The sequence below is a fragment of the Streptomyces sp. NPDC041968 genome (genome assembly GCF_055589025.1).
Genome location: NZ_JBVJCB010000001.1, coordinates 1115185 through 1137285 on the forward strand (window position 1 = coordinate 1115185; position 22101 = coordinate 1137285).

Sequence of the window (22101 nt, forward strand, 5' to 3'; positions counted from 1 at the left end):
CCGAGTTTCTCCGCCGTACCCCTCCCGTTGGCCACGCCCGGCTACCTTCGCCTCGCCCGGCTCGGTCCAGGAGAGGCGTGTCCCATGAGCACCCCGGCCCACCGCACCCCGGCACGGCCGTCCGCAGCCGTCCTGGTCTCGGCCCGGCAGCGGCAGGAGCGGAGCCGGGCCGGGGGTACGTCCGCGACCTCGGCCGAGCATGCCCTGCTGGAGTTGCAGGCCGGCGTCGGTAACCGGGCCGCGACCGCGGCGGTGCAGCGGGCCAGGGGCGCGGCGGCGGGTGGGAAGGCGTCGGAGGGGGATGCCGCGGCCGCGCGGGCGAAGAGGAACTACCGGGACGTCATCGCCGGGTACCTCGACCGGTTCAAGAAGAATCTCGAACCCATCGACACCTTCATCAAGGGCGTCCAGGTGCCCACCAACGCGGGTTTCACCCAGCAGGCCGCCGCCACGGTCAACGACGGGCTCAAGCACTCCGCCGCCGCCTCGGGGACCTCCGCCGCGTCGGGCAACTTCCTCACCGAGGCCGCCGGGACCGTGGTCAGCGGTATGGACGCGGTCAAGTCGAGGAAGGAGGCCAAGGGACACGAGCCGGGGGCCGACCACCACAGGACCGACCGGAGGTCCAGGATGAAGGGCGCCGACGCGGTCGTCGGCGCCGCCAGTTCGGGTAGCTACGTCGTCGCGGGCGCCAAGGAGGCGACCAAGCTCCACAGGGCCGCGGGGGCCGCGCTGGCGTCCGAGGCGAGTGGAGTCGCCAGCGGGGTCGTCGGCCTGGTGAAGGGCGCCCGTGCGGCGGTCCGCGTCGGGAGGACGTCCGGCAAGTACAAGGATTTGAAGAACCTCGGGGACCCGAACCTGGTCCACGAGACGTCGCTGGCCCGGCTGGACGAGGAGCGCCAGGCGGCCAACTGGGCCGCGGCCAGGGCGTACGTAGCGCTGGACGCGTACTGGGACCGGGGTCGCGAGGACGGGCTCGACGGCGTCTCCGAGGCGCTCGACGCGGCCTCGGAGGCGATGGACGGCGCCCGGGACGCCGCCCAGAGGCTTCAGCACGCCGAGGAGGACGTGGAGACCCTGAACACGGTGCACGGGTACGCGACCAAGAAGCAGCGCTACAAGATGGGCAAGGACGCCGTGACCGCGGTGGCCGAGCCCACCAAGGCCGCGGCCGGCATCGTGACGGCGGTCGCCGCCACGGCGGGAGGGGCCGGGCTGGCGAGCAACCCGGTCGGCTGGGGCCTCGCCGCCGCCGGGGCCGGCCTCCTCCTCGGCGTCACCGCCTACAAGGCCGGCCGCGCGGGTACGAAGCGCTACGAAGAGGCCCGCCACCCCGACCGCTGGACGCCGCGCGGCGAGGACCCCGCGGAGGCCGCGTCCCGCACCGACTCGCTGAAACACGCCCTGAAGTTCTGGAAGAAGGTGTCGAAGGGCGAGCGGCAGGCCATGGCACGCAGGATCTACGACCTGGCGGCGGGCCCCGCCGTCCCCGGGAGCCACGCCACCACGGCCGAGATGCGGGAGTCCGCCAGGGCCCTCCTCGTCGCGCTGAAGGCGGGCCCCGCCCACCACAAGCTGGAGCCGGAGGCGTGGGCGGAGAGCCTCGACGACCCGGCGAAGACGGCCTCCTGGATCGCGGAGATCGCGGAGCAACTGGCCTCGGGGTGACGGGGAGGCGCGGCGCACCGCGTCAGGGCTTGCGCGCCACCCCGCAGTACGCGTCGACGGCGACCGCTTCCGGGGTGTCCGGGTCCGGGCGCCACTCCGTGACCCGTACGACGCCCGGGGCGAGCAGGTCGAGGCCCTCGAAGAAGGCGGCGATGTCCTCGACGTCCCGGACGTAGTAGGGCGTCGCGCCGCTGGCGTTGTACGCGGCGGAGGCGGCGATCATGCCCTCGCTCGTCGCGGTGCTGTCGCTGATGACGAGGTGGCTGCCCGACGGGAGGCCGGCCACCAGGTGGCGGACCAGGTCGCGTGCCTGGTCGTGGTCGGCGACATGGCCGAGGGTGTTGAGGATGATCAGGGCGATCGGCCGGGAGAAGTCGAGGGTGCCGGCGGCGGCTTCCAGGACGGTCTCGGGGTCGTAGAGGTCGGCGTCCAGGTAGGCGGTCCTGCCCTCGGGGGTGCTGGTGAGCAGCGCGCCCGCGTGGGCCAGCACGATCGGGTCGTTGTCGACGTACACGATCCGGGCGTCGGGGGCCACGCGCTGGGCCACCTCGTGGGTGTTGTCGGCGGTGGGCAGGCCGGTGCCGATGTCCAGGAACTGGCGGATGCCGTGCTCCGCGACCAGGTGCCGGACGGCACGGCCCAGGAAGAGCCGGCTGGCGAGGGCCACGTCGACGAGGCCGGGGAAGATCTCCTTGATCTGGTCCCCGATCTCGCGGTCGACCTCGTAGTGGTCCTTGCCGCCGACGAAGTAGTTCCAGAAGCGGGCCGAGTGCGGTGTGGCGGTGTCGATCCTGGCCCGTATCTCCTCGGTGGCCGCGAGGTCGGAGTGGGTGTCCGGCACGGCAGGGTCTCCTCGGGGTCGACGTCTGTGATCCGGACACCAACCTAGCGCCGCCGGCGTCGGGACGGTGTGAGAAGGGTGACGTCGACGCCCAGGTGTGCGTGGGGTGTTGGGGTCGGATGACGGCCCGTTCGCGCGCCGGGGGAGCCGCCCGCCGAGTCGTGAAGGGCGTCAGCCGATTCGTGGAGGCGTCAGCCGATTCGTGGGGGGCCGTCAGCCGAACATGCCCGGCTGGTAGTCACCCGCGGGCTGCCGGGTGATGGCGTTCACGCGGTTGTACACGTTGATGAGGGCGATCAGCCCGACCAGCGCGGCCAGCTGGTCCTCGTCGTGGTGCGCGGCCGCGTTCGCCCAGGCCTCGTCGGTGACGCCGCCCGCGGCGTCGGCGAGGCGGGTGCCCTGCTCGGTCAGTTCCAGGGCGGCGCGCTCGGCGTCGGTGAACACCTTCGCCTCCCGCCAGGCCGCGATCAGGTGGAGGCGCGGCGCGGTCTCACCCGCTTCCACGGCGTCCTTGGTGTGCATGTCGAGGCAGAGGCCGCAGCCGTTGATCTGGCTGGCGCGGATCTTCACCAGTTCCTGGGTCGCGGCCGGCAGCGTCGAGTCCGTCAGGATCTTGCCGGCCGAGTTGATGTGGCGCAGGAACTTGCCCGCGAGCGGGTTGGCGAAGATGTCGAGACGAGCGTTCATGGTGCATCCGTTCCTTCGGCGTGGGGGGCGTGGGGGGCGTAGGAGGCGGCGGGTGTTGTCGGCGTGGGCTGGTGTGCGTGTGTCGGGTGGGCGTGCGCTGCGTGCCGGAAGCCGTCGGGCCGTCGCCGCGCGGGGGCGTACACCGCTACAACGAGGTACGGGCGCGGACGTGACCGGGCGGATACGGGCCGCGGACGTGTCTCAGCCGTTCGGCGCGAGTCGGCCGGCAGCCGGGTGTGGGCCGTCGCCGTCCCGGACGCACCCCGGCGTGTGCGCCGTGCCCGCTGCCCCCGGCACGAGCGCCGCCCTCGTCGAGGATTAGCCTCGGTGCCGGTACCCGGCGCGGCAGCAAGCCCCGGTACCCGGTGCGGCAACGACAGGAGCAGGAGGCAGACATGGCGAAGGTACCCAGCGCGGTGGTCGCCGCGAGCGGACTCGTCGGCGGGTACGGCGTGGCCCGCTGGACGAGGAAGCGGCAGCTCGGCGGGGCCGTGCTCGCCGTCGCCGGAGCGGCCGCGGCACAGCAGTGGCGGGAGCGGGCCGGCGGGCGGGCGGCCGGGGCGCTGACGGCCGCGTACGTGGCCGGTTTCGCCGGTTCCCACCCGCTGGCCAAGAAGGTGGGCGCGTGGCCCGCCGTCCTCGGTGTGGCCGGTGCCGTGGCACTCGCCTCCTGGGCGGTCGCCGACCGGCGGGACTGAGACCGGGAAGCCCTCGGAGTTACGGCAGGTGCGTGAGGACGTTCACCACCCGCCCGTCGGGGGCCCGGACGAAGAAGCGCCGCACGCCCCACTCCTCGTCCCGCGGCTCCCGTACGATCTCGGCGCCCGAGGCGAGTACCTGGGCGTGGACCGCGTCGACGTCCTCGACCTCCACGCTCAGGTCGGGGACGACGGGCGCGGTGCGCTCCTCGGTGAAGAAGCTGATCTGGGCGGTGGGGTTGGCCGGGGAGGCCAGGGTCGTCACCCAGCCCATGCTCATGACCTCCTCGAAGCCCAGCAGGCCGTAGAAGGCGCGGCTCGCCGTGAGCTGCTCCTCGGACTCGACCTGGTGGTTGGGGACGATGCGGCGGACGGTCATCGGGCGGCTCCTGACGGTCGGTGGGCCGACGCTACGCCTTCGCCGCCCCGGAGCCGGATGTTTCGCCCGACCCGGACGGTCCGCCCGACCCCGCCCCCACCGAGGACAGCGGCTCCGCGATGTCCTCCAGCGAGCGCCGTTCCGCCTTCACGGCGAGGAACGCCGCCACCAGGCCGGCCGCGCACATCAGCCCGGCGCCGATCTGGAAGGCGAGGACCGTGTCGGCGACCACCCCGGACTCGGTGAGGTCGGCGAAGAGCAGCGGGCCGCTGATACCACCGGCGGCGGTGCCGAGGGCGTAGAAGAAGGCGATGGCCATCGCGCGGGTCTCCATGGGGAAGATCTCGGAGACGGTCAGGTAGGCGCTGGAGGCGCCCGCCGACGCGAAGAACAGCACCACGCACCAGCAGGCCGTCATCGTCGTCGCCGTGAGCGAGCCGCGGTCGAAGAGGTAGGCCGTGCCGAAGAGCAGGATGCCGGAGAGCAGGTAGGTGCTGGAGATCATGATGCGGCGGCCGACCGTGTCGAAGAGGTGGCCGAGGAGCAGCGGGCCCATGAAGTTGCCCGCAGCGATGACGGCGAAGTAGTAGCCGGTGCTGCCGGTCGGCACGTCGAAGAAGGTGATGAGGATGGCGCCGAAGCCGAAGGTGATGGCGTTGTAGAGGAAGGCCTGGCCGATGAAGAGGGAGAGGCCGAGGACCGCGCGGCGCGGGTAGCGGCCGAAGACGGTCTTGGCGATGAGGCCGAAGCCGATGCTCTTGCGCTGGTGGATGGTGATCTCACCGGCCGGCGGGGGGAGCTTCTCGCCCTTCTCCTCCTCGATCTCCCGTTCGACGGAGGAGACGAGGGTGTCGGCCTTCTCGCCCTGGCCGTGGATGAACTGCCAGCGCGGGCTCTCCGGTACGTGCCGGCGGACCAGGAGGATGACCAGGCCGAGGACGACGCCGAGCGCGAAGCTGAGTCGCCAGCCGAGGTCCTTGGGGAAGATGTCGGTGTCCAGCATGACGATGGACAGCAGGGAGCCGCCGATCGCGCCGAGCCAGTAGCTGCCGTTGATGATGAGGTCGACCCGGCCGCGGTACTTGGACGGGATCAGCTCGTCGATCGCGGAGTTGATCGCCGCGTACTCGCCGCCGATGCCGAAGCCGGTGAGGAAGCGGAAGAGGAAGAACCACCAGGACTCGAAGGACAGGGCCGTCAGCGCGGTCGCCGCCAGGTACACGACCAGGGTCGTGATGAACAGCTTCTTGCGGCCGTAGCGGTCGGTCAGCCAGCCGAAGAACAGGGCCCCGCAGCACGCGCCCGCCACGTACAGGGCGGCGGCGAGGCCGGTGATCTGGGCGGAGCTGATGTCCAGTCCGCTGCCGTCCTCGGCGATGCGTCCGGCCACGTTGCCGACGATCGTGACTTCCAGGCCGTCCAGGATCCAGACGGTGCCCAGGCCGATCACGATCATCCAGTGCCACCGTGACCAGGGCAGCCGGTCCAGGCGGGCGGGGACGGCCGTGGTGACCGTACCGGTCGGGTTGGGCACCGAGGCCGACGACGATTCTGCTGTCATGGCTCCCTCTCCGTCGAGCGAACGCCTCCCTTGTGCCCTGCACCGGGAGGAACACGCCCGCCGCGCCGGGAGGCCGCGGGGCCGCCCGCAGCGGCAGCCCTACGCCCCCAGGATGCGGGAGACCGTGTAGATCAGCAGCCCGGCGAGCGAGCCGACGACCGTGCCGTTGATGCGGATGAACTGGAGGTCGCGGCCGATGTTCGCCTCGATCTTCTTCGTGGTGTGCTCGGCGTCCCAGCCCGCCACGGTGTCCGTGATCAGGGAGGTGATCTCGCGGCGGTAGGTGGTGACCACGTACACCGCGGCCCCCTCGACCCAGCCGTCGACCTTGCCCTGCACCTTGGGGTCGGAGGCCATCCGGGCGCCCAGCGACAGCAGCGAGGCCCGGACCCGCAGGCGCAGTTCGCTGCGCTCGTCCTCCGCCGCGGAGACGATCATGGATCGTACGGCCGTCCAGGCGGACGCGATCAGGTCCTGGACCTCGCCGCGCCCCAGCACCTCGGTCTTCAGCCGCTCCACGCGCGCGCGGGTGTCCGTGTCGGACTGGAGGTCGGAGGCGAAGTCGGCGAGGAAGCGGTCGAGGGCGCCGCGCGCCGGGTGGGCGGGCATGTCCCGCATCTCGGTGACGAAGCGCAGCAGTTCCTTGTAGACGCGCTCGCCGACCCGCTTGTCGACGAACCGGGGCGTCCACCCGGGTGCCCCGCCCTGTACGGCGTCCATCACGGAGTCGCCGTGCAGGACCAGCCAGTCGTGCGCGCGGGAGACGATCAGGTCGACGGCCCTCTTGTGACCGCCGTCGGTGACGATGCGGTCCAGCAGCTTGCCGATGCCGGGGGCGATCTCCTGGGCGTCGGCGCGCCGGGTGATCGCCTCCCCCACCACCGCCTGCACGTCGGAGTCGCGCAGCACGGTGAGGGCGCCGCGCAGGGCGGCGGACAGCTCCGCCGTCACCCGGTCGGCGTGTTCGGGCACGGCGAGCCAGGCGCCGAGCCGGCTGCCGATGCCGACCGCGCGCAGCCGCTGCCGTACGACGTCCTCGGAGAGGAAGTTCTCGCCCACGAACTCGCCGAGCGAGACGCCGAGCTGGTCCTTCTTCTTCGGGATGATCGCCGTGTGCGGGATGGGCAGGCCCAGCGGGTGGCGGAAGAGGGCCGTGACCGCGAACCAGTCGGCGAGCGCGCCGACCATGCCGGCCTCGGCGGCGGCGGCGACGTAGCCGGCCCAGGCGCCCGCGCCCCGGTGGGCGGCCCACTCTGCCAGCACGTAGACCACGGCGACGAAGAGCAGCAGGCCGGTGGCGGTGAGCTTCATGCGGCGCACGCCGCGGCGCTTCTCCTCGTCGGCCGGGCTGAAGGACGTCATCGCCCGGTCGCGGAAGGCACCGGGAGCGCCGGGGGCACCGGAGGCTCCCGAGGCCGTGGCTCCGGCCGTCACGGGAGGCCGCACGCCCGTCCCCGCGCCCGTCCCGGTGGCACCGGTACCGCCGGTACCGCCCGTGTCGCCGGAACCACCCGGAAGTCCCGCTTCACTGCTGTCCATCCGCTCCACCGTTCACTGTTGCGTCCCGCACACATTGTCCCTTCCTGACCGACTCCCGGAACGGAACACAAGTTCCCGGCGTCTGTCCGGGAGGGGGAACGCCCGGGGGTCGTACGGCCTTTCCCCGACCCATGACGCATCATGGGGTCATCGGACCGGAGCCTCGGGCTCCCCTCGCCCGAGGAGAACAGCACAGCATGACCCGGGGTCGTGACGGAGGTACGGGGGCACCTCCCACCCAGCACCGTGCCCTGCTCGCGGCGATCGTCACCCTGATAGTGGCGATCTCCGCGGCCATATACGTCGGCGCGTCCGCCGACGACGGCACCGGGGACCGCACCCCACCGGTCGCCGGCGGGCGTTTCCCGGGGGGCGAGGCCGCCCCCGCCTCCACCGGGACCTGGGTCGGCGCCTGGTCCACGGCACCGGCGGCGGCCGAGCCGGGCACCGAGACCACCGGCATGGCGGGCCTGTCGGTGCGCAACGTCGTGCACCCGAGCATCGGCGGTACCAGCGCCCGGATCACCCTGTCCAACCTGTACGGGCAGTCCCCGCTGACCATCACGCACGCCTCGGTCGCCCTGGCCGCGGGCCCCGACACCGCCGCCGCGCTCGCCGACACCATGCGCCGGCTCACCTTCGCCGGCAGCCCCCGGGTCGTCATCCCGCCGGGCGGACAGGTGATGAGCGACATCGCCCGCCTCGCCGTCCCGTACGGCGCGGACGTCCTGGTCACCACGTACTCCCCGGTGCCCTCCGGCCCGGTCACCTACCACCCGCGCGCGCAGCAGATCAGCTACCTCGCCGAGGGCGACCGCGCCTCCGACGTCACGGCCGTCGCCTACACCACCGAGACCCGGTACTGGCGCTACCTGACCGCGCTGGACGTGCTGAGCCACGAGGCCGAGGGCACCGTCGTCGCCTTCGGCGACTCGATCACCGACGGCCTCGGCTCCGAGACCAACGCCAACCACCGCTGGACCGACGTCCTCGCCGAGCGCCTGCACGACGCGGCCCAGGGCGGGCGGGACACCCCCCGCTACAGCGTTGTCAACCAGGGGATCAGCGGCAACCGCATCCTGACCAGCAGGTCCGGCCGGCCCGCCGACAACCCCAGCGCGCTGAGCCGGTTCGAACGGGACGTACTGGGCCGCACCAACCCCAAGGTCGTCGTCATCCTCATCGGCGTCAACGACATCCTGCACAGCCCGCAACTCGCCGACCGCGACCGCGTCCTCGAAGGCCTGCGCACCCTGACCGGCCAGGCCCACGCCCGGGGGCTGAAGGTAGTCGGCGGGACGATCACGCCGTTCGGCGGCCATGCCGGCCACACGCCGGCCCGCGAGACGATGCGGCAGGAGATCAACGAGGAGATCCGCTCGGGCCGCGTCTTCGACACGGTCGTCGACTTCGACAAGGCCCTGCGCGACCCCTACGACCCGCGCCGGCTGCGCGCCCAGTACGACAGCGGTGACCACCTGCACCCCAGCGACCAGGGCTACGCGCGCATGGGCCGGACCCTGGACCTGGACGACCTGAAGGGCGCCGCGCCCATCCAGCTGTGACCGGCCCGCGCGCCGGCCGCCGGACGCGGCACGCGGTTCAGTCCTCGTCCCGCCTGCGGCGGTCCCGCTCCTCGCGGCGCAGTTCACGCTCCTCGCGGCGCTCGTCGCGGAGCCCGCGCACCATGTCCCGGTGTCCCTCGATCATGCTGTGGTGGGCGTCCGCCAGCTCCTCCCGGGTGGAGGAGTGCACCTCCCCGCGCTCGGCCCTGCGGTCCAGCTTCTCCTGCCGGCGCTCCTCCCGGGCCCGCAGCTTCTCCGCCCGCGTCAGCTTGCGGCGGACGCCGACGCCGCCCCAGAAGGCGAAGCCGGTCACGATCACGCGCGGCGCCCCCGCCTCGCCCGGCACGCCGGACTCCCGGTGGTCGAAGTCGCCCATGACGCCGACCCCGCGGACCAGCACCTCGACCCCCGGCGGCACGATCACGTCGACCCCGCCCATGATCGCCACGCAGTTGATCACGACCTCGTGCTCGGCGAAGTACGCGTCCCGCAGATCGATCTCCCCGCCGCCCCAGAAGGCGAAGGAGTTGAACCGCTTGGGCACCGTCCAGCGCCCCTTGCGCTGGAACCCGGACATCACGGCCACCGCCCACGACGACGACCCCTCGCCACCGGTGACCCGGCCCGCCCAGTCCCCGTCCGCCGCCGGCTCCTTGGTCATCGACACCTTGGGCGTCACGACTCCCCCGCCGACCGGCAGGTCCCTGGTGATCGGCGCCAGCTCCCCGTAGGTACGGGCGCTGTACGTGGCGTCCAGCCGCTCCTCGAACTCGGTCATGTCCAGGCGCCCCTCGGCGAGGGCGTCCCTGAGGACCTCGGCGACTCGTTCACGGTCGGCGTCGGATGCGCGGAGTTCCGGGGCGTCGTCGGTCATGTACAGCAGCCTACGAGGTCACCGCGCCGGAAACTACGCGCTCGAACGTTCCGCGTACATCTTGGCGATCACCGACTCGATGTCCGGCTCCCGCACCGACAGGTCCACCAGGGGATACTCCGCCGCGATCCGCGCCACCAGCCCCGCCGCCGACGCCGACGCCGGGAAGGCCAGCCACTGCCGCGGCCCCTCCACCCGCACCACCCGCGCGGGCGCGTCCACCACGACCGGCGGCAACTCCCGCTCCAGGTCCACCACCAGGGTGCGCTCGCTCTCCCCCGCCTCGTGCAGCCCGGCGAGCGGACCGTCGTACATCAGCCGCCCGTGGTCGATCACCATCACCCGGGAGCACAGCTGCTCGATGTCCTGAAGATCGTGCGTCGTCAGCAGCACCGTGGTGCCGCGCTCCGCGTTCAGGTCCCGCAGGAAGCCCCGCACCTTGGCCTTGGAGACCACGTCCAGGCCGATCGTCGGCTCGTCCAGGTACAGCACCTCCGGGTCGTGCAGCAGCGCCGCCGCGATGTCGCCGCGCATCCGCTGCCCCAGCGACAGCTGCCGCACCGGCACGTCCAGCAGCTCCTCCAGCTGGAGGAGTTCCACGCACCGGTCCAGGTTCTCGCGGTAGCGGGCGTCCGGGATGCGGTACATGCGGTGCACCAGCCGGTAGGAGTCGATCAGCGGCAGGTCCCACCACAGCGTCGTCCGCTGCCCGAACACCACCCCGATACGGCGCGCCAGCCGCGTCCGCTCCCGGGACGGATCGATGCCGGCCACCCGCAGCCGGCCACCGCTCGGCGTCAGGATGCCCGTCAGCATCTTGATCGTCGTCGACTTCCCGGCACCGTTCGGGCCGATGTAGCCGACCATCTCGCCGCGCGCCACGGAGAACGACAGCCCGTCCACGGCCCGCACCCGCCGCCGCTCCCGCTTCAGGAAACCGGTCCTCCTGCGCACGTCGAAGACCTTCTCCACCCCGACCAGCTCGATGTAGCCCGCCTCGGACCCCACGCCGTCCACCGCCTGTGCCAACGCCCTCAACTCCCCGTACTCCGGTACGAACGAAGCCCCGCCCGCCAGGCCTGCCCCGCCAGCGCGCAGCACGCCACGGCCACCAGCGGCGACGCGAACGCCACCCACCGGGGCAGGTCCAGCGGATACGGCCGCCCCAGCACGTAGCACGCCGGCAGCCAGTTCACGAAGGCCAACGGCACCACGAACGTCACCCCCCGCACCAGGTCCAGCGCGAACACCGTCGGCGGATACTGCAGCATCGTCGTCCCGCCGTAGGTGAAGGCGTTCGACACCTCCGAGGCGTCCTGCGCCACGAACTGGAACGCCGCCGCCGCCACGAACACGGCGCAGAAGATCGCCGCCCCGCTCAGCAGCATCACCGGTATCAGCAGCAGCTTCGCCACCGACCAGTCGACGTCCACGACCGCCAGCGCGTACCCCAGCACCAGCAGCCCCTGCACCACCCGGCCCAGCCGGCGCAACCCGAAGCGGTCCGCCGCCACCTGCGCCAGCACCGGCACCGGACGCACCAGCAACGTGTCCAGGGTGCCGTCCCGCACCCGGCGGCCCAGCCGCTCCATCGAACCGATCGCCAGGTCGGCCAGCCCGAAGGACACACCGGACAGCCCGTACAGCAGCGCCACCTCCGCCAGCGACCAGCCGCCCAACGCGTCGACCTGGGAGAACATCAGCAGGATCGCCACGAAGTCCAGCGCCGTCACCGCGAAGTTCCCGAGCGCCGTCAGCACGAAGGACGTCCGGTACGCCATCGTCGACCGCACCCACATCGTCACGATCAGGCCGTACACCCGCAGCCCCTCCGCGACCCGGCCCCGACCGTCCGCGTGCGCCGTCTCAGCCACCCTGCACCACCACCCGCCGCGTCGCCGCCGACTGCACCAGCCGCCCCACCGCCAGCAGCGCCACCGCCCACCCCGCCTGGAAGACGAACGTCCCCACCGCCCCGGCCCCCCCCAGCAGCACGTCCGCCGGCGCCTGGAGCAGCGACGACCACGGCAGCATGCGCACGACCTCGCCCAGCTCACCCGGGAACACGTTCAGCGGCAGCAGCATCCCCGAGCAGAACAGCCCCACGATCCACCCCATCTGCTTCACCCCCGTGCCGTCCAGCAGCCAGAACGCCGAGAGCGCCACCAGATAGCGCAATGCGAAACCCACCAGCATCGCCAGCACCACCGACACCAGGAACGCCGCCCACACGGACACCTCACCGGGCAGCTCCACCGGGAAGAACAACGAACCGAACACCAACGGCACCACCCCCCGCGCCACCAACTGGAACAGCGCCCGCCCCACGTCCGCCGCCAGCCACCACAGCTGAAGATCCACCGGCCGGTACAGATCCACCGCGACATCACCCGTACGGACGCGCTCCATCAGCTCGTCCTCGAAACCGCCGCCCCCGATCGCCAGCGCCGCCAGCAGGGCCTGCCCCAGCCACACGAACGTCACCGCCTGCGCCTGGTCGTAACCACCGAGCTGCGGTTTCTCGTCCCACAGGGCCAGGTACGTGTACACCAGCACCAGCCCGAAGACCGTGTTGGTGAACACCCCGGCGGCGGTGGCCACCCGATACGTCGCGTACCGTCGGAATCCCCCCGCCGCGACGGCCACGTACAACCGCCCCGAGCCCACGCCCACCGCACTCCCCCCGACCGGCACCGAAGCGCAGGAGCCTAGTGCGACGCCGACCGCCCGTGCCACGGATTTTCACGGGTGTGCCGTCGAGTGGGAACGGAACGCCCGGTGCGAGAGTCTTCTTCAGAGGGCGTCACCGGCATCAGGGGCGCCACAGGGCGCAGAAGCGTTGACAAGGCCGTGCGGGAGAAGACCGTACGACGCGAAACAGGAGTCCGTGCACGAGATGAGCGACGAGCCGCAGCCGCAGCAGCCGAACCAGGGCTGGGCCCCCAGAGAGCCACAGGCGGCCGGCTCCCCGGGGACCGACGGCCCGGGGATGCCGAAGAAGCCGAAGCGCCCCCGGCGCACCGGTTGGCGCCGGCTGATCCCGACCTGGCGCATCGCGCTCGGCGCCTGCGTCGTCGGCCTCCTCCTGATCGTCGGTGGCTTCTTCCTCGGCTACTCCCTGGTGCACATCCCGGCCGCCAACGCGCTCGCCCTCAAGCAGTCCAACGTCTACCTGTACGCCGACGGCAGCGTCCTCGCCCGCGACGGCGAGGTCAACCGCGAGAACGTCGGCCTCGCCCGCATCTCCAAGGAAGCCCAGCACGCCGTCCTGGCCGCCGAGGACCGCGACTTCTACACCGAGTCCGCCATCGACCCCGGGGCGATGGTGCGGGCCGGCTGGAACACCGCCACCGGCAAGGGCAAGCAGTCCGGCTCCACCATCACCCAGCAGTACGTCAAGAACTACTACCTCGCCCAGGAGCAGACCGTCACCCGCAAGGTGAAGGAGTTCTTCATCTCGATCAAGCTCGACCGGGAGAAGAGCAAGAGCGACATCCTCGAGGGCTACCTCAACACCAGCTTCTTCGGCCGCGGCGCCTACGGCATCCAGTCCGCCGCCCAGGCCTACTACGGCATCGACGCCAAGGACCTCACCGCCGCCCAGGGCGCCTACCTCGCCTCCCTGCTCAACGCGCCCAGCCAGTACGACGTCGTCGCCCACCCCGAGAACCGGCCCGCCGCCGAGGCCCGCTGGAACTACGTCCTGGACGGCATGGTCGCCAAGGGCTGGCTCAGCCCCGCCGAACGCGCCGCCGCGAAGTTCCCCGCCCCCAAGAAGTCCACCATCTCCACCGGCATGTCCGGCCAGCGCGGCTACGTCGTCAACATCGTCCGCGACGAGCTGATCCAGAACGGCATCGTCGACGAGGAGGAACTCGGCCGCGGCGGTTACCGCATCACCACCACCCTCCAGAAGGACAAGCAGGACGCCTTCGTGAAGGCCGTCGACGACAAGCTGATGTCCAAGCTGGACAAGGACCGCAAGGTCGACAGCTACGTCCGGGCCGGCGGCGCCTCCGTCGACCCGCGGACCGGCAAGGTCGTCGCGATGTACAACGGCATCGACTACGTCAAGCAGTACACACCCAACGCCGTCCGCCGCGACTTCCAGGTCGGCTCCACCTTCAAGCCCTTCGTCTTCACCTCGGCCGTCGAGAACCACTCCGAGACGCAGGACGGCCGCATGATCAACCCCAACACGATCTACGACGGCACCAGCGAACGCCCCGTACAGGGCTGGAGCGGCGGCCGCTACGCCCCGGAGAACGAGGACCACCACGACTACGGCGACGTGACCGTCCGGGAGGCCACCGACAAGTCCGTCAACGCCGTCTACGCGCAGATGGCCGTCGACGTCGGCTCCGACAAGGTCCAGCAGACCGCGATCGACCTCGGCCTCTCCAAGAACACCCCCGAACTGACCCCCTCCCCCTCCATCGCCCTCGGCGTGGCCACCGCCAGCCCCCTCGACATGGCGGAGGCCTACGCGACCCTCGCCAACCACGGCAGGCACGGCACCTACACGCTGGTCGAGAAGGTCATGAAGGACGGCAAGCAGGAGGTCGAGCTGCCCGAGCGGCGCGAGCGCCAGGCCGTCAGCCGCGAAGCCGCCGACACCACCACCTCCGTCCTGCGCAGCGTCGTCCAGAACGGCACCGCCACCGCCGCCCAGGCCGCGGGACGCCCCGCGGCCGGCAAGACCGGCACCGCCGAGGAGGACACCGCCGCCTGGTTCGCCGGCTACACCCCCGAGCTCGCCACCGTCATCTCGGTGATGGGCCAGGACCCGAAGACCGCCGCCCACAAGTCCCTGTACGGCGCCATGGGCCTCGCCCGCATCAACGGCGGCGGCGCACCCGCGGAGATCTGGGGCCAGTACACCCGCGACGCCCTGAAGGGCGAACCGGTCACCGACTTCGACCTCCAGCTCATGACCGGCGCCGACGTCACCGAGGCCCCCTCCGGCGAGGCCTCCGACGAACCGGGCTCCGGCGACGAGAGCGGCAGCGGCGACCCGGACGAGGGCTCGACCGGCGACGAGGACACCGGCGACGAGACCCCGGGCACCACCGGCGGCGGCAGCACCCCGCCGGGCGACACCGGGAACACCGGCACCGGCGACCCGTCCACCGGGGGCCCCACCACGGGCGGCGCCAGCACCGAACCGGGCCCCACGGGCGGCGGCGACGGCGGTGGGGACGACTCCTCGAACGGCGGCACCACCGAGGGCGGCGGGGACACCAGCGGCGCGGGCGGCGGGGACCCGGATACCGGGACGGTCGCCGGCATCCCCATCACCCCCCGGCGCCAGTGAGCGCCGAGCAGTCGGCGTCGCCGGGCGTCAGTGACCCGAGGTCGCCTTCAGGCCCACGACGGCGACCAGCAGCAGACAGATGAAGAAGATCCGGGCGGCGGTGACCGGCTCACCCAGCACCACCATGCCGAGCACCGCCGCACCGGCCGCGCCGATGCCCACCCACACGCCGTAGGCCGTACCGATGGGCAGCGTCCGGGCCGCGTACGACAGCAGGACCATGCTGGCGACGATCCCGGCACCGGTGAGCAGACTGGGGACGAGACGGGTGAAACCGTCCGTGTACTTCATCCCGATCGACCAGCCGACCTCGAGCAGACCGGCGACGAGCAGCAGAACCCAGGCCATGACAGGCACCTCCGTGAACGAACTGAACGGGGTGCGTCGTCTTTTCCTTCAGCCCGGTACGGCGCGTCTCGTCGGGGTCCCTCCAACCTAGCAAAAACGGACCGGAGGGGCCGGTGACCTCGATCACCAGCCCCTCCGGTCCGTTCCCTACCGCCGGTTCAGAGGTACAACCCGGTCGAATCCTCCGACCCCTCGAACCGGTCCGCGGCCACCGCGTGCAGGTCGCGCTCGCGCATCAGCACATAGCCGACGCCCCGCACCTCGACCTCCGCGCGGTCCTCCGGGTCGTACAGCACCCGGTCGCCCGGCTCCACGGTCCGTACGTTCTGCCCCACCGCGACGACCGCGGCCCAGGCCAGCCGCCGGCCGACCGCCGCCGTGGCGGGGATCAGGATGCCGCCCCCCGAACGCCGCTCACCCTCACCGGCGTCCTGCCGCACGAGTACGCGGTCGTGCAGCATCCGGATGGGCAGCTTGTCGTCCGGGGAACCGTGCTCGTTCTTCCTGTCGCTCACGCCCTGAACCTACCTGCCCCGGCTCAGCGCCCGCGCCGCCGGGTACCGCCCAGGGCCAGCAGCCCCACGACGCCGACGACCACGAGCGCGACGGGCAGGACGCGCTCCATCCGCGGTGCGCCCTTCTCGTCCACGAACTGCGACTTCACATCGCTGACCACACGATTGACCCCGACATAGGCCCGCCCGAGGGTGTGGTCGACGCTGGAAGCGACCTTGGCCTTCGCATCGCCCACGATCGTCTTCGGGTGCACCCGCATGCCGAGCTCGTCGAGGGTCTCGGCCAGCACCTCGCGGCGGCGCTTGATGTCCGCCTCGATCTGCGCCGGGGTCCTGCTGTCCGACGTGTCCGCCACCGTACGCCTCCGCTGTCTTCTGACACTGTCCCGGACAGTCTGTCAGCTACTCGGTCCTCCGCACTGTCAGGACCCCCCGTTACGCTGGATCGATGAGCGAGCGACTCCAGCCCGGGGACCCGGCCCCCGCCTTCACCCTCCCGGACGCCGACGGCAACGAGGTGTCCCTGTCGGACCACGAGGGCCGCAAGGTCATCGTCTACTTCTACCCTGCTGCCCTTACCCCCGGCTGCACCAAGCAGGCCTGCGACTTCACGGACAACCTGGAGCTGCTGGCCGGCGCCGGGTACGACGTGATCGGCATCTCCCCCGACAAGCCGGAGAAGCTGGCCAGGTTCCGCGACACGGAGTCCCTGAAGGTCACCCTCCTCGCCGACCCGGACAAGAAGGTCCTGGACGCCTACGGCGCCTTCGGCGAGAAGAAGAACTACGGCAAGACGTACATGGGCGTCATCCGCTCCACGATCGTCGTCGACGAACAGGGCAAGGTCGAACGCGCCCTGTACAACGTCCGCGCGACGGGCCACGTAGCCAAGATCATCAAGGACCTGGGCATCTGACCCTCCTGCCGACGGGCCCGTACCGGAAGCGTCCGGTACGGGCCCTTCCGCTTTCCGCGCGCGACTGTCCGATAAACGGTTCGTTACTCCGTACGAGGCTACGTACGCGTGGTCGGGATACGGAGGGGACGGGGCCATGGGGAACAGCACGTACACGCGGGAGCGGCTCGCAGAAGCCGTTGCCGAGGCCCGCAACTGGGCCGATCTGGCGCGGCGGCTGGGGCTTCGCGTGAGCGGCGGGCAGCGCCGGGTACTGCAGGAGAAGGTCGCCGCGTACGACCTCAGCACCAGCCACTTCGGCAAGCTCAGCCCGTGGCGCAAGTATCCGGACGCCGCCATCGCGGAGGCTGCCGCATCCTCGTCCTCGCTCCGCGAAGTAGCCATTTCCCCGGGTTCAGAGGCCCCGAACCGCACTTGCCTTTCACGTCGGAGGAGCTGGACGCGGCAGCCGCGACGGCGACGAGCATCCGTGGTGTGGCTCGGACCCTCGGCATCCCGGACGACGGCCGCTCTCGCGCTGCCCTCCGGCGGATGCTGCGCGATCAAGGCGTCGAGACAGGCCACTTCTCCCACCGGCGAGTGGCTGTTCCCGAGGAGGACTTGCGCCACGCGGTCGAGCACGCGTCGAGTTACGCGGATGTCCAGCGGCATCTCGGGCTGGAGGTCAACGGCACCAACCACAGGCGTGTCCGCAGAGCATCCGCTCGGCTCGGTCTCGACACGAGTCACTTCACCCGCAGGTCCTGGGCTCGACCGGAACGCCCCGCGCCCGAGCCCCTCGCCCGCCGGGTACTCGCCGTCCTGCCGCCGAGTGCAGGACGGACGAACAGGACGCAGCTCCACCGGGCCCTGAGCGAGCTCGGTGTGCCGTACGCGTGCGAGACGTGCGGCAACACCGGGGAGTGGCTGGGACGACCCGTCACCTTGCAGATCGACCACGTCAACGGCGACTGGCGGGACAACCGTGCCCGGAATCTGCGCTATCTCTGCCCCAACTGTCACGCCCTCACGGAGACCTGGTGCCGGCGGAAGAACAAGGCGCCCCTCGCCCAGGGGGCCGTGCCGCCCGTAGACTGACCACCGTCGGTCGAGCACGATGACCGTTTTTGAGCGGCCGTGATGGAATTTGGCAGTCATGCTGGGTTTAGGTCCCAGTGGGTTCACACCCGTGTGGGTTCGAGTCCCACCGGCCGCACATGCAGGAGGGGCCCCCGACGGGGAGGCCCCTCCCCCGCTTTCAGCCCAACAGCTCCCGTACCGCCGGTACCAGTGCGCGGAAGGCCTTGCCTCGGTGGCTGATGGCGTTCTTCTCGTCCGCGGTCAGTTCCGCGCAGGTGCGGGTCTCGCCGTCCGGCTGGAGGATCGGGTCGTAGCCGAAGCCGCCCGTGCCGGCCGGGGTGTGGCGGAGGGTGCCGCGGAGTTGGCCCTCGACGACGCGTTCCGTGCCGTCGGGCAGGGCCAGGGCGGCCGCGCAGGCGAAGTGGGCGCCGCGGTGCTCGTCGGCGATGTCGCCGATCTGGGCGAGGAGGAGGTCGAGGTTGGCCTTGTCGTCGCCGTGGCGGCCGGCCCAGCGGGCGGAGAAGATGCCGGGCGCGCCGTTGAGGACGTCGACGCAGAGGCCGGAGTCGTCGGCGACGGCGGGGTGGCCGGTGGCGCGGGCGAGGGCGTGGGCCTTGAGGAGGGCGTTCTCGGCGAAGGTGACGCCGGTTTCCCTGACGTCGGGGATCTCCGGGTAGGCGTCCGCGCCGACGAGGTCGTGGGGCAGGCCCGCGTCGGCGAGGATGGCGTTGAGTTCGGTGATCTTTCCGGCGTTGCGGGTGGCGAGGATCAGGCGGGTCATGGGGTCAGTATCCCGGGCGTCCGCCGGTCCGCTCGCACCCGCTCCCGCTACGGCGTGCAGACCTTGGTCAGTTCGCCCGCCGCGTCGGTGACGGGGCTGAGGTCGGGGGTCTCGTCGCCGTTCTCGACCGAGGTGCGGACGTTGTCGACGGCCTTGCCGAGGTCGTCGACGGCCTTTTCCACGTCCGTGTTCTCGGTCTTGTCGCCGATCTTGTCGAGGTTCTGGTCTATGGAGGTGAGGGATTCCTGGAGCTGCGTCGGGTCGTTGGACGCGTTCTCGACGGCCTGTTGGAGGGCGGTGACGCTGTCGGCGATGGCGTCGGCGGTCTGGACGCAGTCGAGGGCCTTGTCGACGGCGTCGCAGCCGGTGGTGAGTCCGGCCGTCAGGGCGAAGGTCGCCACGGCTGCGGCGGCGACGGTGGTGCGGCGAAGGCGGCGGTGGCGGCTCGCGGCCATGGGTCTCGGTCCTCCCCTGGGACAGGGCCGGGCGGCCCGTGTGCGTGCGGTGCGGCGTCGGGCGTACGGCGGGTGCGGCCGTACGCCCGGGGAACTCCTGTGTCGCTGTGTCGCTGTGTCGCTGTACTGCTAGTGACGCGGTGGTGGGCGGTGGAGTTGCGCGTCCGGGCCGCCGTTCTTGATGCGCCCTTGGTGCGCTCTTTACCTTTCGAGGGTCGCGTCGAGTGCCTTGCGCTGGAGGTCGGCCAGTTCGGCGCAGCCGCCGGCGGCGAGGTCGAGGAGGGCGTTGAGTTCGGCGCGGTCGAAGGGCTCGGCCTCGGCGGTGCCCTGGACCTCGACGAAGCGGCCGTCGCCGGTGCAGACGACGTTCATGTCGGTGTCGGCGCGGACGTCTTCCTCGTAGCGGAGGTCGAGGAGCGGGGTGCCGTCGACGATGCCGACGGAGACGGCGGAGACGGTGCCGGTGAGGGGCTTGCGGCTGGGCCTGATGAGCTTCTTGGTGGTCTGGGCCCAGGTGATGGCGTCGGCGAGGGCGACGTAGGCGCCGGTGATGGCGGCGGTGCGGGTGCCGCCGTCGGCCTGGAGGACGTCGCAGTCGAGGACGATGGTGTTCTCGCCGAGCGCCTTGTAGTCGATGACGGCGCGCAGGGAGCGGCCGATGAGGCGGCTGATCTCGTGGGTGCGGCCGCCGATGCGGCCCTTGACGGACTCGCGGTCGCCGCGGGTGTTGGTGGCGCGGGGCAGCATGGCGTACTCGGCGGTGACCCAGCCTTCGCCGCTGCCCTTGCGCCAGCGGGGGACGCCTTCGGTGACGGAGGCGTTGCAGAGGACCTTGGTGTCGCCGAAGGAGACGAGGACGGAGCCTTCGGCGTGCTTGCTCCAGCCGCGTTCGATGGTGACGGGGCGGAGCTGCTGGGGGGTGCGGCCGTCGATGCGTGACATGCGGGTGAGCCTAGCGGGACATGGGGAGGGGCCCTTCCGGTGGTGCTCGGCGGGAAGGGCCCCTGGGTGCGCCGGTGGGGCGCTTACATCATGTCTTCGATCTCGGCCGCGAGCGGGTCGGCGTCGGTGCCGATGACGACCTGGATGGCGGTGCCCATCTTGACGACGCCGTGGGCGCCGGCGGCCTTGAGGGCGGCTTCGTCGACCAGCGCGGGGTCGTTGACCTCGGTACGGAGGCGGGTGATGCAGCCTTCGATCTCGTCGATGTTGTCGATGCCGCCGAGGCCGGCGACGATCTTCTCAGCCTTGCTGGCCATGTTCCTTCTCCCTGATCCGGACCGCTTTGTCGCAGTAACCCACAGTTGGCCCATCTTCGCGAGCCATCGGAGGTGGTGTACCGAATGATGGCGTCACGGCGGCGGAACCGACCGTCAACTGGTCTACACCAGTGTACCGGCGACCGGATGGAGACCGGATGAGTGCCGACAGCGCGGTCAGTCCCGCTCGCGCCCGCTGGAACACGTTGTTCCAGGGCTTGCAGAAGATGGGGCGCAGTCTTCAGTTGCCCATCGCGGTTCTGCCCGCCGCGGGCATCCTCAACCGGCTGGGGCAGCCGGACGTCTTCGGCGACGACGGTCTGGGCTGGACGAACGTCTCGAAGGTGATGACCGGTGCGGGCGGTGCGCTGCTCGACGGTTCGCTGGGGCTGCCGCTGCTGTTCTGCGTGGGCGTGGCCATCGGCATGGCCAAGAAGGCGGACGGTTCGACGGCGCTGGCGGCGGTGGCGGGGTTCCTCGTCTACTGGAACGTGCTGCGGCAGTTCCCGGAGGACTGCCCGGAGGGGGCGGAGGCGATCCCCCAGATCGGCTGTCGGCTCACCGACGGGTCGGAGACGGTGACGGCGTTCACGTACCAGAATCCGGGCGTCTTCGGCGGCATCGTGATCGGGTTGCTGGCGGCGTACTTCTGGCAGCGCTTCCACCGCACGAGGCTGGTCGACTGGCTGGGCTTCTTCAACGGGCGCCGGCTGGTGCCGATCATCATGGCGTTCGCGGCGATCGTGTTCGCGGCGCTGTGCCTGTGGGTGTGGCCGCCGATCGGCAGTGCGCTGGAGAGCTTCAGCGACTGGCTGAACGGTCTGGGCGCGTGGGGCTCGGGCATCTTCGGCGTGGCGAACCGGGCGTTGCTGGTGATCGGCCTGCACCAGTTCCTGAACGTGCCGATGTGGTTCCAGTTCGGTTCGTACACGAAGCCGGACGGCACGGTGGTGCACGGTGACATCAACATGTTCCTGGCGGGCGACCCGACGGCGGGGCAGTTCACGACGGGCTTCTTCCCGATCATGATGTTCGCGCTGCCGGCGGCGGCGCTGGCGATCACGCACTGCGCGAAGCCGCACCGCCGCAAGGAGGTCGGCGGCCTGATGCTGTCGGTGGCGCTGACGTCGTTCGTGACCGGGATCACGGAACCGCTGGAGTACTCGTTCCTGTTCATCGCGCCGTTGCTGTACGCGGTGCACGCGGTGCTGACGGGTGTGTCGATGGCGGTGACGTGGGCGCTGGGGGTGAAGGACGGGTTCAGTTTCTCGGCGGGGCTGATCGACTACGTCATCAACTGGAACCTGGCGACGAAGCCGTGGCTGATCATTCCGATCGGCCTGTGCTTCGCGGTGGTGTACTACGCGATCTTCCGGTTCGCGATCACGAAGTTCGATCTGAAGACGCCGGGGCGGGAGCCGGAGGACGAGGTGGAGGACGTGGCGAAGGGCTAGCGTCGCGTAGGCTTTCGGGCGTGGTCTTCCAAGGCCCCCGGACCTGGTCCGGGGGCCTTCGGCATGCCTTCGCGCAGGGTGGGGGCGGGGGGCTGGATCCGGTACTGCGTGTAGTGCCGCGGTCGCGGAACAGCGGGTTCCTTACACGGCCTTCATCGTGCTACAACAGGTCTACACCACTGAGTGGT

At 71.2% G+C, this 22101-nt stretch carries 23 protein-coding genes, 1 tRNA gene and 1 riboswitch; of the genes, 8 read left to right on the top strand and 16 right to left on the bottom strand.

The features are described 5' to 3' along the window. Window positions 1-84: 84 nt before the first annotated feature. A complete protein-coding gene (locus tag ACZ6EG_RS05030) occupies window positions 85-1668 on the top strand; it encodes a hypothetical protein (RefSeq protein WP_469601587.1) in 1584 nt (527 codons plus the stop codon). 22 nt (window positions 1669-1690) lie between these two features. Here ACZ6EG_RS05030 and ACZ6EG_RS05035 read toward each other — a convergent pair whose 3' ends face one another. Then, window positions 1691-2509 carry an SAM-dependent methyltransferase gene (locus ACZ6EG_RS05035; RefSeq protein WP_391968183.1) on the bottom strand — a complete coding sequence of 273 codons (819 nt, stop codon included), beginning with the start codon at window positions 2507-2509 and terminating at the stop codon, window positions 1691-1693. 213 nt (window positions 2510-2722) lie between these two features. Continuing rightward, window positions 2723-3196, bottom strand: coding sequence for a carboxymuconolactone decarboxylase family protein (locus tag ACZ6EG_RS05040; protein WP_391968184.1), 474 nt, complete (start codon window positions 3194-3196; stop codon window positions 2723-2725). Window positions 3197-3591: 395 nt separating this feature from the next. Between ACZ6EG_RS05040 and ACZ6EG_RS05045 the strand changes: the two genes are divergently transcribed. Then, the gene (locus ACZ6EG_RS05045; protein WP_391968185.1) at window positions 3592-3894 is read left to right on the top strand and encodes a hypothetical protein; all 303 of its coding nucleotides are present in this window, start codon (window positions 3592-3594) and stop codon (window positions 3892-3894) included. Window positions 3895-3913: 19 nt separating this feature from the next. Here ACZ6EG_RS05045 and ACZ6EG_RS05050 read toward each other — a convergent pair whose 3' ends face one another. From ACZ6EG_RS05050 to ACZ6EG_RS05060, 3 genes are all read right to left on the bottom strand, one after another. After that, window positions 3914-4273 carry a VOC family protein gene (locus tag ACZ6EG_RS05050; protein WP_391968186.1) on the bottom strand — a complete coding sequence of 120 codons (360 nt, stop codon included), beginning with the start codon at window positions 4271-4273 and terminating at the stop codon, window positions 3914-3916. A 31-nt stretch (window positions 4274-4304) separates the two neighbouring features. Next, complete coding sequence (locus tag ACZ6EG_RS05055) at window positions 4305-5834, bottom strand: MFS transporter (RefSeq protein WP_391968187.1); 1530 nt, start codon at window positions 5832-5834, stop codon at window positions 4305-4307. Between the two features lie 99 nt (window positions 5835-5933). Then, a complete protein-coding gene (locus ACZ6EG_RS05060; protein WP_469601594.1) occupies window positions 5934-7373 on the bottom strand; it encodes a DUF445 domain-containing protein in 1440 nt (479 codons plus the stop codon). A gap of 197 nt (window positions 7374-7570) precedes the next feature. Between ACZ6EG_RS05060 and ACZ6EG_RS05065 the strand changes: the two genes are divergently transcribed. Next, complete coding sequence (locus tag ACZ6EG_RS05065; RefSeq protein ID WP_391968189.1) at window positions 7571-8938, top strand: SGNH/GDSL hydrolase family protein; 1368 nt, start codon at window positions 7571-7573, stop codon at window positions 8936-8938. A gap of 37 nt (window positions 8939-8975) precedes the next feature. On the opposite strand, the gene ACZ6EG_RS05070 is transcribed toward ACZ6EG_RS05065, so the two are convergent. From ACZ6EG_RS05070 to ACZ6EG_RS05085, 4 genes are read right to left on the bottom strand one after another with little or no spacing between them, the layout of a single operon-like run. Next, window positions 8976-9812, bottom strand: coding sequence for a DUF1707 SHOCT-like domain-containing protein (locus ACZ6EG_RS05070; protein WP_391968190.1), 837 nt, complete (start codon window positions 9810-9812; stop codon window positions 8976-8978). A 33-nt stretch (window positions 9813-9845) separates the two neighbouring features. Continuing rightward, window positions 9846-10841 (bottom strand): ABC transporter ATP-binding protein, encoded by a 996-nt coding sequence (locus ACZ6EG_RS05075; RefSeq protein WP_391968191.1) that lies wholly within the window; start codon window positions 10839-10841, stop codon window positions 9846-9848. 5 nt (window positions 10842-10846) lie between these two features. Further along, window positions 10847-11686, bottom strand: coding sequence for an ABC transporter permease (locus tag ACZ6EG_RS05080; RefSeq protein ID WP_469601599.1), 840 nt, complete (start codon window positions 11684-11686; stop codon window positions 10847-10849). After that, window positions 11679-12485: an ABC transporter permease gene (locus tag ACZ6EG_RS05085; RefSeq protein ID WP_469601602.1), complete on the bottom strand. Its 807-nt coding sequence runs from the start codon at window positions 12483-12485 to the stop codon at window positions 11679-11681. The genes ACZ6EG_RS05080 and ACZ6EG_RS05085 overlap by 8 nt, the downstream gene beginning before the upstream one ends. A 223-nt stretch (window positions 12486-12708) precedes the next feature. Between ACZ6EG_RS05085 and ACZ6EG_RS05090 the strand changes: the two genes are divergently transcribed. Further along, window positions 12709-15126, top strand: a complete 2418-nt coding sequence (locus ACZ6EG_RS05090; RefSeq protein WP_391968194.1) for a transglycosylase domain-containing protein — start codon at window positions 12709-12711, stop codon at window positions 15124-15126. Between the two features lie 27 nt (window positions 15127-15153). Here the strand turns inward: ACZ6EG_RS05090 and ACZ6EG_RS05095 are convergent, their stop codons facing one another. The 3 genes from ACZ6EG_RS05095 to ACZ6EG_RS05105 form a co-directional block, all read right to left on the bottom strand. Next, window positions 15154-15474 (bottom strand): DMT family transporter, encoded by a 321-nt coding sequence (locus tag ACZ6EG_RS05095; protein WP_053131664.1) that lies wholly within the window; start codon window positions 15472-15474, stop codon window positions 15154-15156. A gap of 30 nt (window positions 15475-15504) precedes the next feature. Beyond that, window positions 15505-15572, bottom strand: a riboswitch (guanidine-III (ykkC-III) riboswitch). A gap of 60 nt (window positions 15573-15632) precedes the next feature. Beyond that, complete coding sequence (locus tag ACZ6EG_RS05100; protein WP_383641017.1) at window positions 15633-15935, bottom strand: GroES family chaperonin; 303 nt, start codon at window positions 15933-15935, stop codon at window positions 15633-15635. Window positions 15936-16012: 77 nt separating this feature from the next. Continuing rightward, a complete protein-coding gene (locus tag ACZ6EG_RS05105; RefSeq protein WP_361011072.1) occupies window positions 16013-16345 on the bottom strand; it encodes a DUF3618 domain-containing protein in 333 nt (110 codons plus the stop codon). Between the two features lie 92 nt (window positions 16346-16437). Between ACZ6EG_RS05105 and bcp the strand changes: the two genes are divergently transcribed. The 3 genes from bcp (at window position 16438) to ACZ6EG_RS05120 (ending at window position 18100) form a co-directional block, all read left to right on the top strand. Beyond that, window positions 16438-16905, top strand: a complete 468-nt coding sequence (bcp, locus tag ACZ6EG_RS05110; protein WP_384689063.1) for a thioredoxin-dependent thiol peroxidase — start codon at window positions 16438-16440, stop codon at window positions 16903-16905. 531 nt (window positions 16906-17436) lie between these two features. Then, window positions 17437-17982 carry an HNH endonuclease gene (locus ACZ6EG_RS05115; protein ID WP_469601607.1) on the top strand — a complete coding sequence of 182 codons (546 nt, stop codon included), beginning with the start codon at window positions 17437-17439 and terminating at the stop codon, window positions 17980-17982. A gap of 33 nt (window positions 17983-18015) precedes the next feature. Beyond that, window positions 18016-18100 (top strand) — tRNA-Leu (locus ACZ6EG_RS05120). 42 nt (window positions 18101-18142) lie between these two features. Here the strand turns inward: ACZ6EG_RS05120 and rdgB are convergent. From rdgB to ACZ6EG_RS05140, 4 genes are all read right to left on the bottom strand, one after another. Then, window positions 18143-18745 carry an RdgB/HAM1 family non-canonical purine NTP pyrophosphatase gene (gene rdgB, locus ACZ6EG_RS05125; RefSeq protein WP_391968196.1) on the bottom strand — a complete coding sequence of 201 codons (603 nt, stop codon included), beginning with the start codon at window positions 18743-18745 and terminating at the stop codon, window positions 18143-18145. 47 nt (window positions 18746-18792) lie between these two features. Continuing rightward, window positions 18793-19200: a hypothetical protein gene (locus ACZ6EG_RS05130; protein WP_391968197.1), complete on the bottom strand. Its 408-nt coding sequence runs from the start codon at window positions 19198-19200 to the stop codon at window positions 18793-18795. A gap of 201 nt (window positions 19201-19401) precedes the next feature. Next, window positions 19402-20142, bottom strand: coding sequence for a ribonuclease PH (gene rph, locus ACZ6EG_RS05135; RefSeq protein WP_391968198.1), 741 nt, complete (start codon window positions 20140-20142; stop codon window positions 19402-19404). Between the two features lie 83 nt (window positions 20143-20225). Next, window positions 20226-20459, bottom strand: a complete 234-nt coding sequence (locus ACZ6EG_RS05140) for a PTS sugar transporter subunit IIB (RefSeq protein WP_053131695.1) — start codon at window positions 20457-20459, stop codon at window positions 20226-20228. Between the two features lie 158 nt (window positions 20460-20617). Between ACZ6EG_RS05140 and ACZ6EG_RS05145 the strand changes: the two genes are divergently transcribed. Beyond that, on the top strand, window positions 20618-21913 hold the full coding sequence (locus ACZ6EG_RS05145; protein ID WP_391968199.1) for a PTS transporter subunit EIIC: 1296 nt from the start codon (window positions 20618-20620) through the stop codon (window positions 21911-21913). The last annotated feature ends 188 nt before the right edge of the window (window positions 21914-22101 follow it).

Bases quoted from the DNA above. Each gene is read 5' to 3' on its own strand.
- ACZ6EG_RS05030 (WP_469601587.1), top strand. From the start codon at position 85: ATGAGCACCCCGGCCCACCGCACCCCGGCACGGCCGTCCGCAGCCGTC.
- ACZ6EG_RS05040 (WP_391968184.1), bottom strand. From the start codon at position 3,196: ATGAACGCTCGTCTCGACATCTTCGCCAACCCGCTCGCGGGCAAGTTC.
- ACZ6EG_RS05045 (WP_391968185.1), top strand. From the start codon at position 3,592: ATGGCGAAGGTACCCAGCGCGGTGGTCGCCGCGAGCGGACTCGTCGGC.
- ACZ6EG_RS05050 (WP_391968186.1), bottom strand. From the start codon at position 4,273: ATGACCGTCCGCCGCATCGTCCCCAACCACCAGGTCGAGTCCGAGGAG.
- ACZ6EG_RS05055 (WP_391968187.1), bottom strand. From the start codon at position 5,834: ATGACAGCAGAATCGTCGTCGGCCTCGGTGCCCAACCCGACCGGTACG.
- ACZ6EG_RS05060 (WP_469601594.1), bottom strand. From the start codon at position 7,373: ATGGACAGCAGTGAAGCGGGACTTCCGGGTGGTTCCGGCGACACGGGC.
- ACZ6EG_RS05065 (WP_391968189.1), top strand. From the start codon at position 7,571: ATGACCCGGGGTCGTGACGGAGGTACGGGGGCACCTCCCACCCAGCAC.
- ACZ6EG_RS05070 (WP_391968190.1), bottom strand. From the start codon at position 9,812: ATGACCGACGACGCCCCGGAACTCCGCGCATCCGACGCCGACCGTGAA.
- ACZ6EG_RS05090 (WP_391968194.1), top strand. From the start codon at position 12,709: ATGAGCGACGAGCCGCAGCCGCAGCAGCCGAACCAGGGCTGGGCCCCC.
- ACZ6EG_RS05095 (WP_053131664.1), bottom strand. From the start codon at position 15,474: ATGGCCTGGGTTCTGCTGCTCGTCGCCGGTCTGCTCGAGGTCGGCTGG.
- ACZ6EG_RS05100 (WP_383641017.1), bottom strand. From the start codon at position 15,935: ATGCTGCACGACCGCGTACTCGTGCGGCAGGACGCCGGTGAGGGTGAG.
- bcp (WP_384689063.1), top strand. From the start codon at position 16,438: ATGAGCGAGCGACTCCAGCCCGGGGACCCGGCCCCCGCCTTCACCCTC.
- ACZ6EG_RS05115 (WP_469601607.1), top strand. From the start codon at position 17,437: ATGCTGCGCGATCAAGGCGTCGAGACAGGCCACTTCTCCCACCGGCGA.
- rdgB (WP_391968196.1), bottom strand. From the start codon at position 18,745: ATGACCCGCCTGATCCTCGCCACCCGCAACGCCGGAAAGATCACCGAA.
- ACZ6EG_RS05130 (WP_391968197.1), bottom strand. From the start codon at position 19,200: ATGGCCGCGAGCCGCCACCGCCGCCTTCGCCGCACCACCGTCGCCGCC.
- rph (WP_391968198.1), bottom strand. From the start codon at position 20,142: ATGTCACGCATCGACGGCCGCACCCCCCAGCAGCTCCGCCCCGTCACC.
- ACZ6EG_RS05140 (WP_053131695.1), bottom strand. From the start codon at position 20,459: ATGGCCAGCAAGGCTGAGAAGATCGTCGCCGGCCTCGGCGGCATCGAC.
- ACZ6EG_RS05145 (WP_391968199.1), top strand. From the start codon at position 20,618: ATGAGTGCCGACAGCGCGGTCAGTCCCGCTCGCGCCCGCTGGAACACG.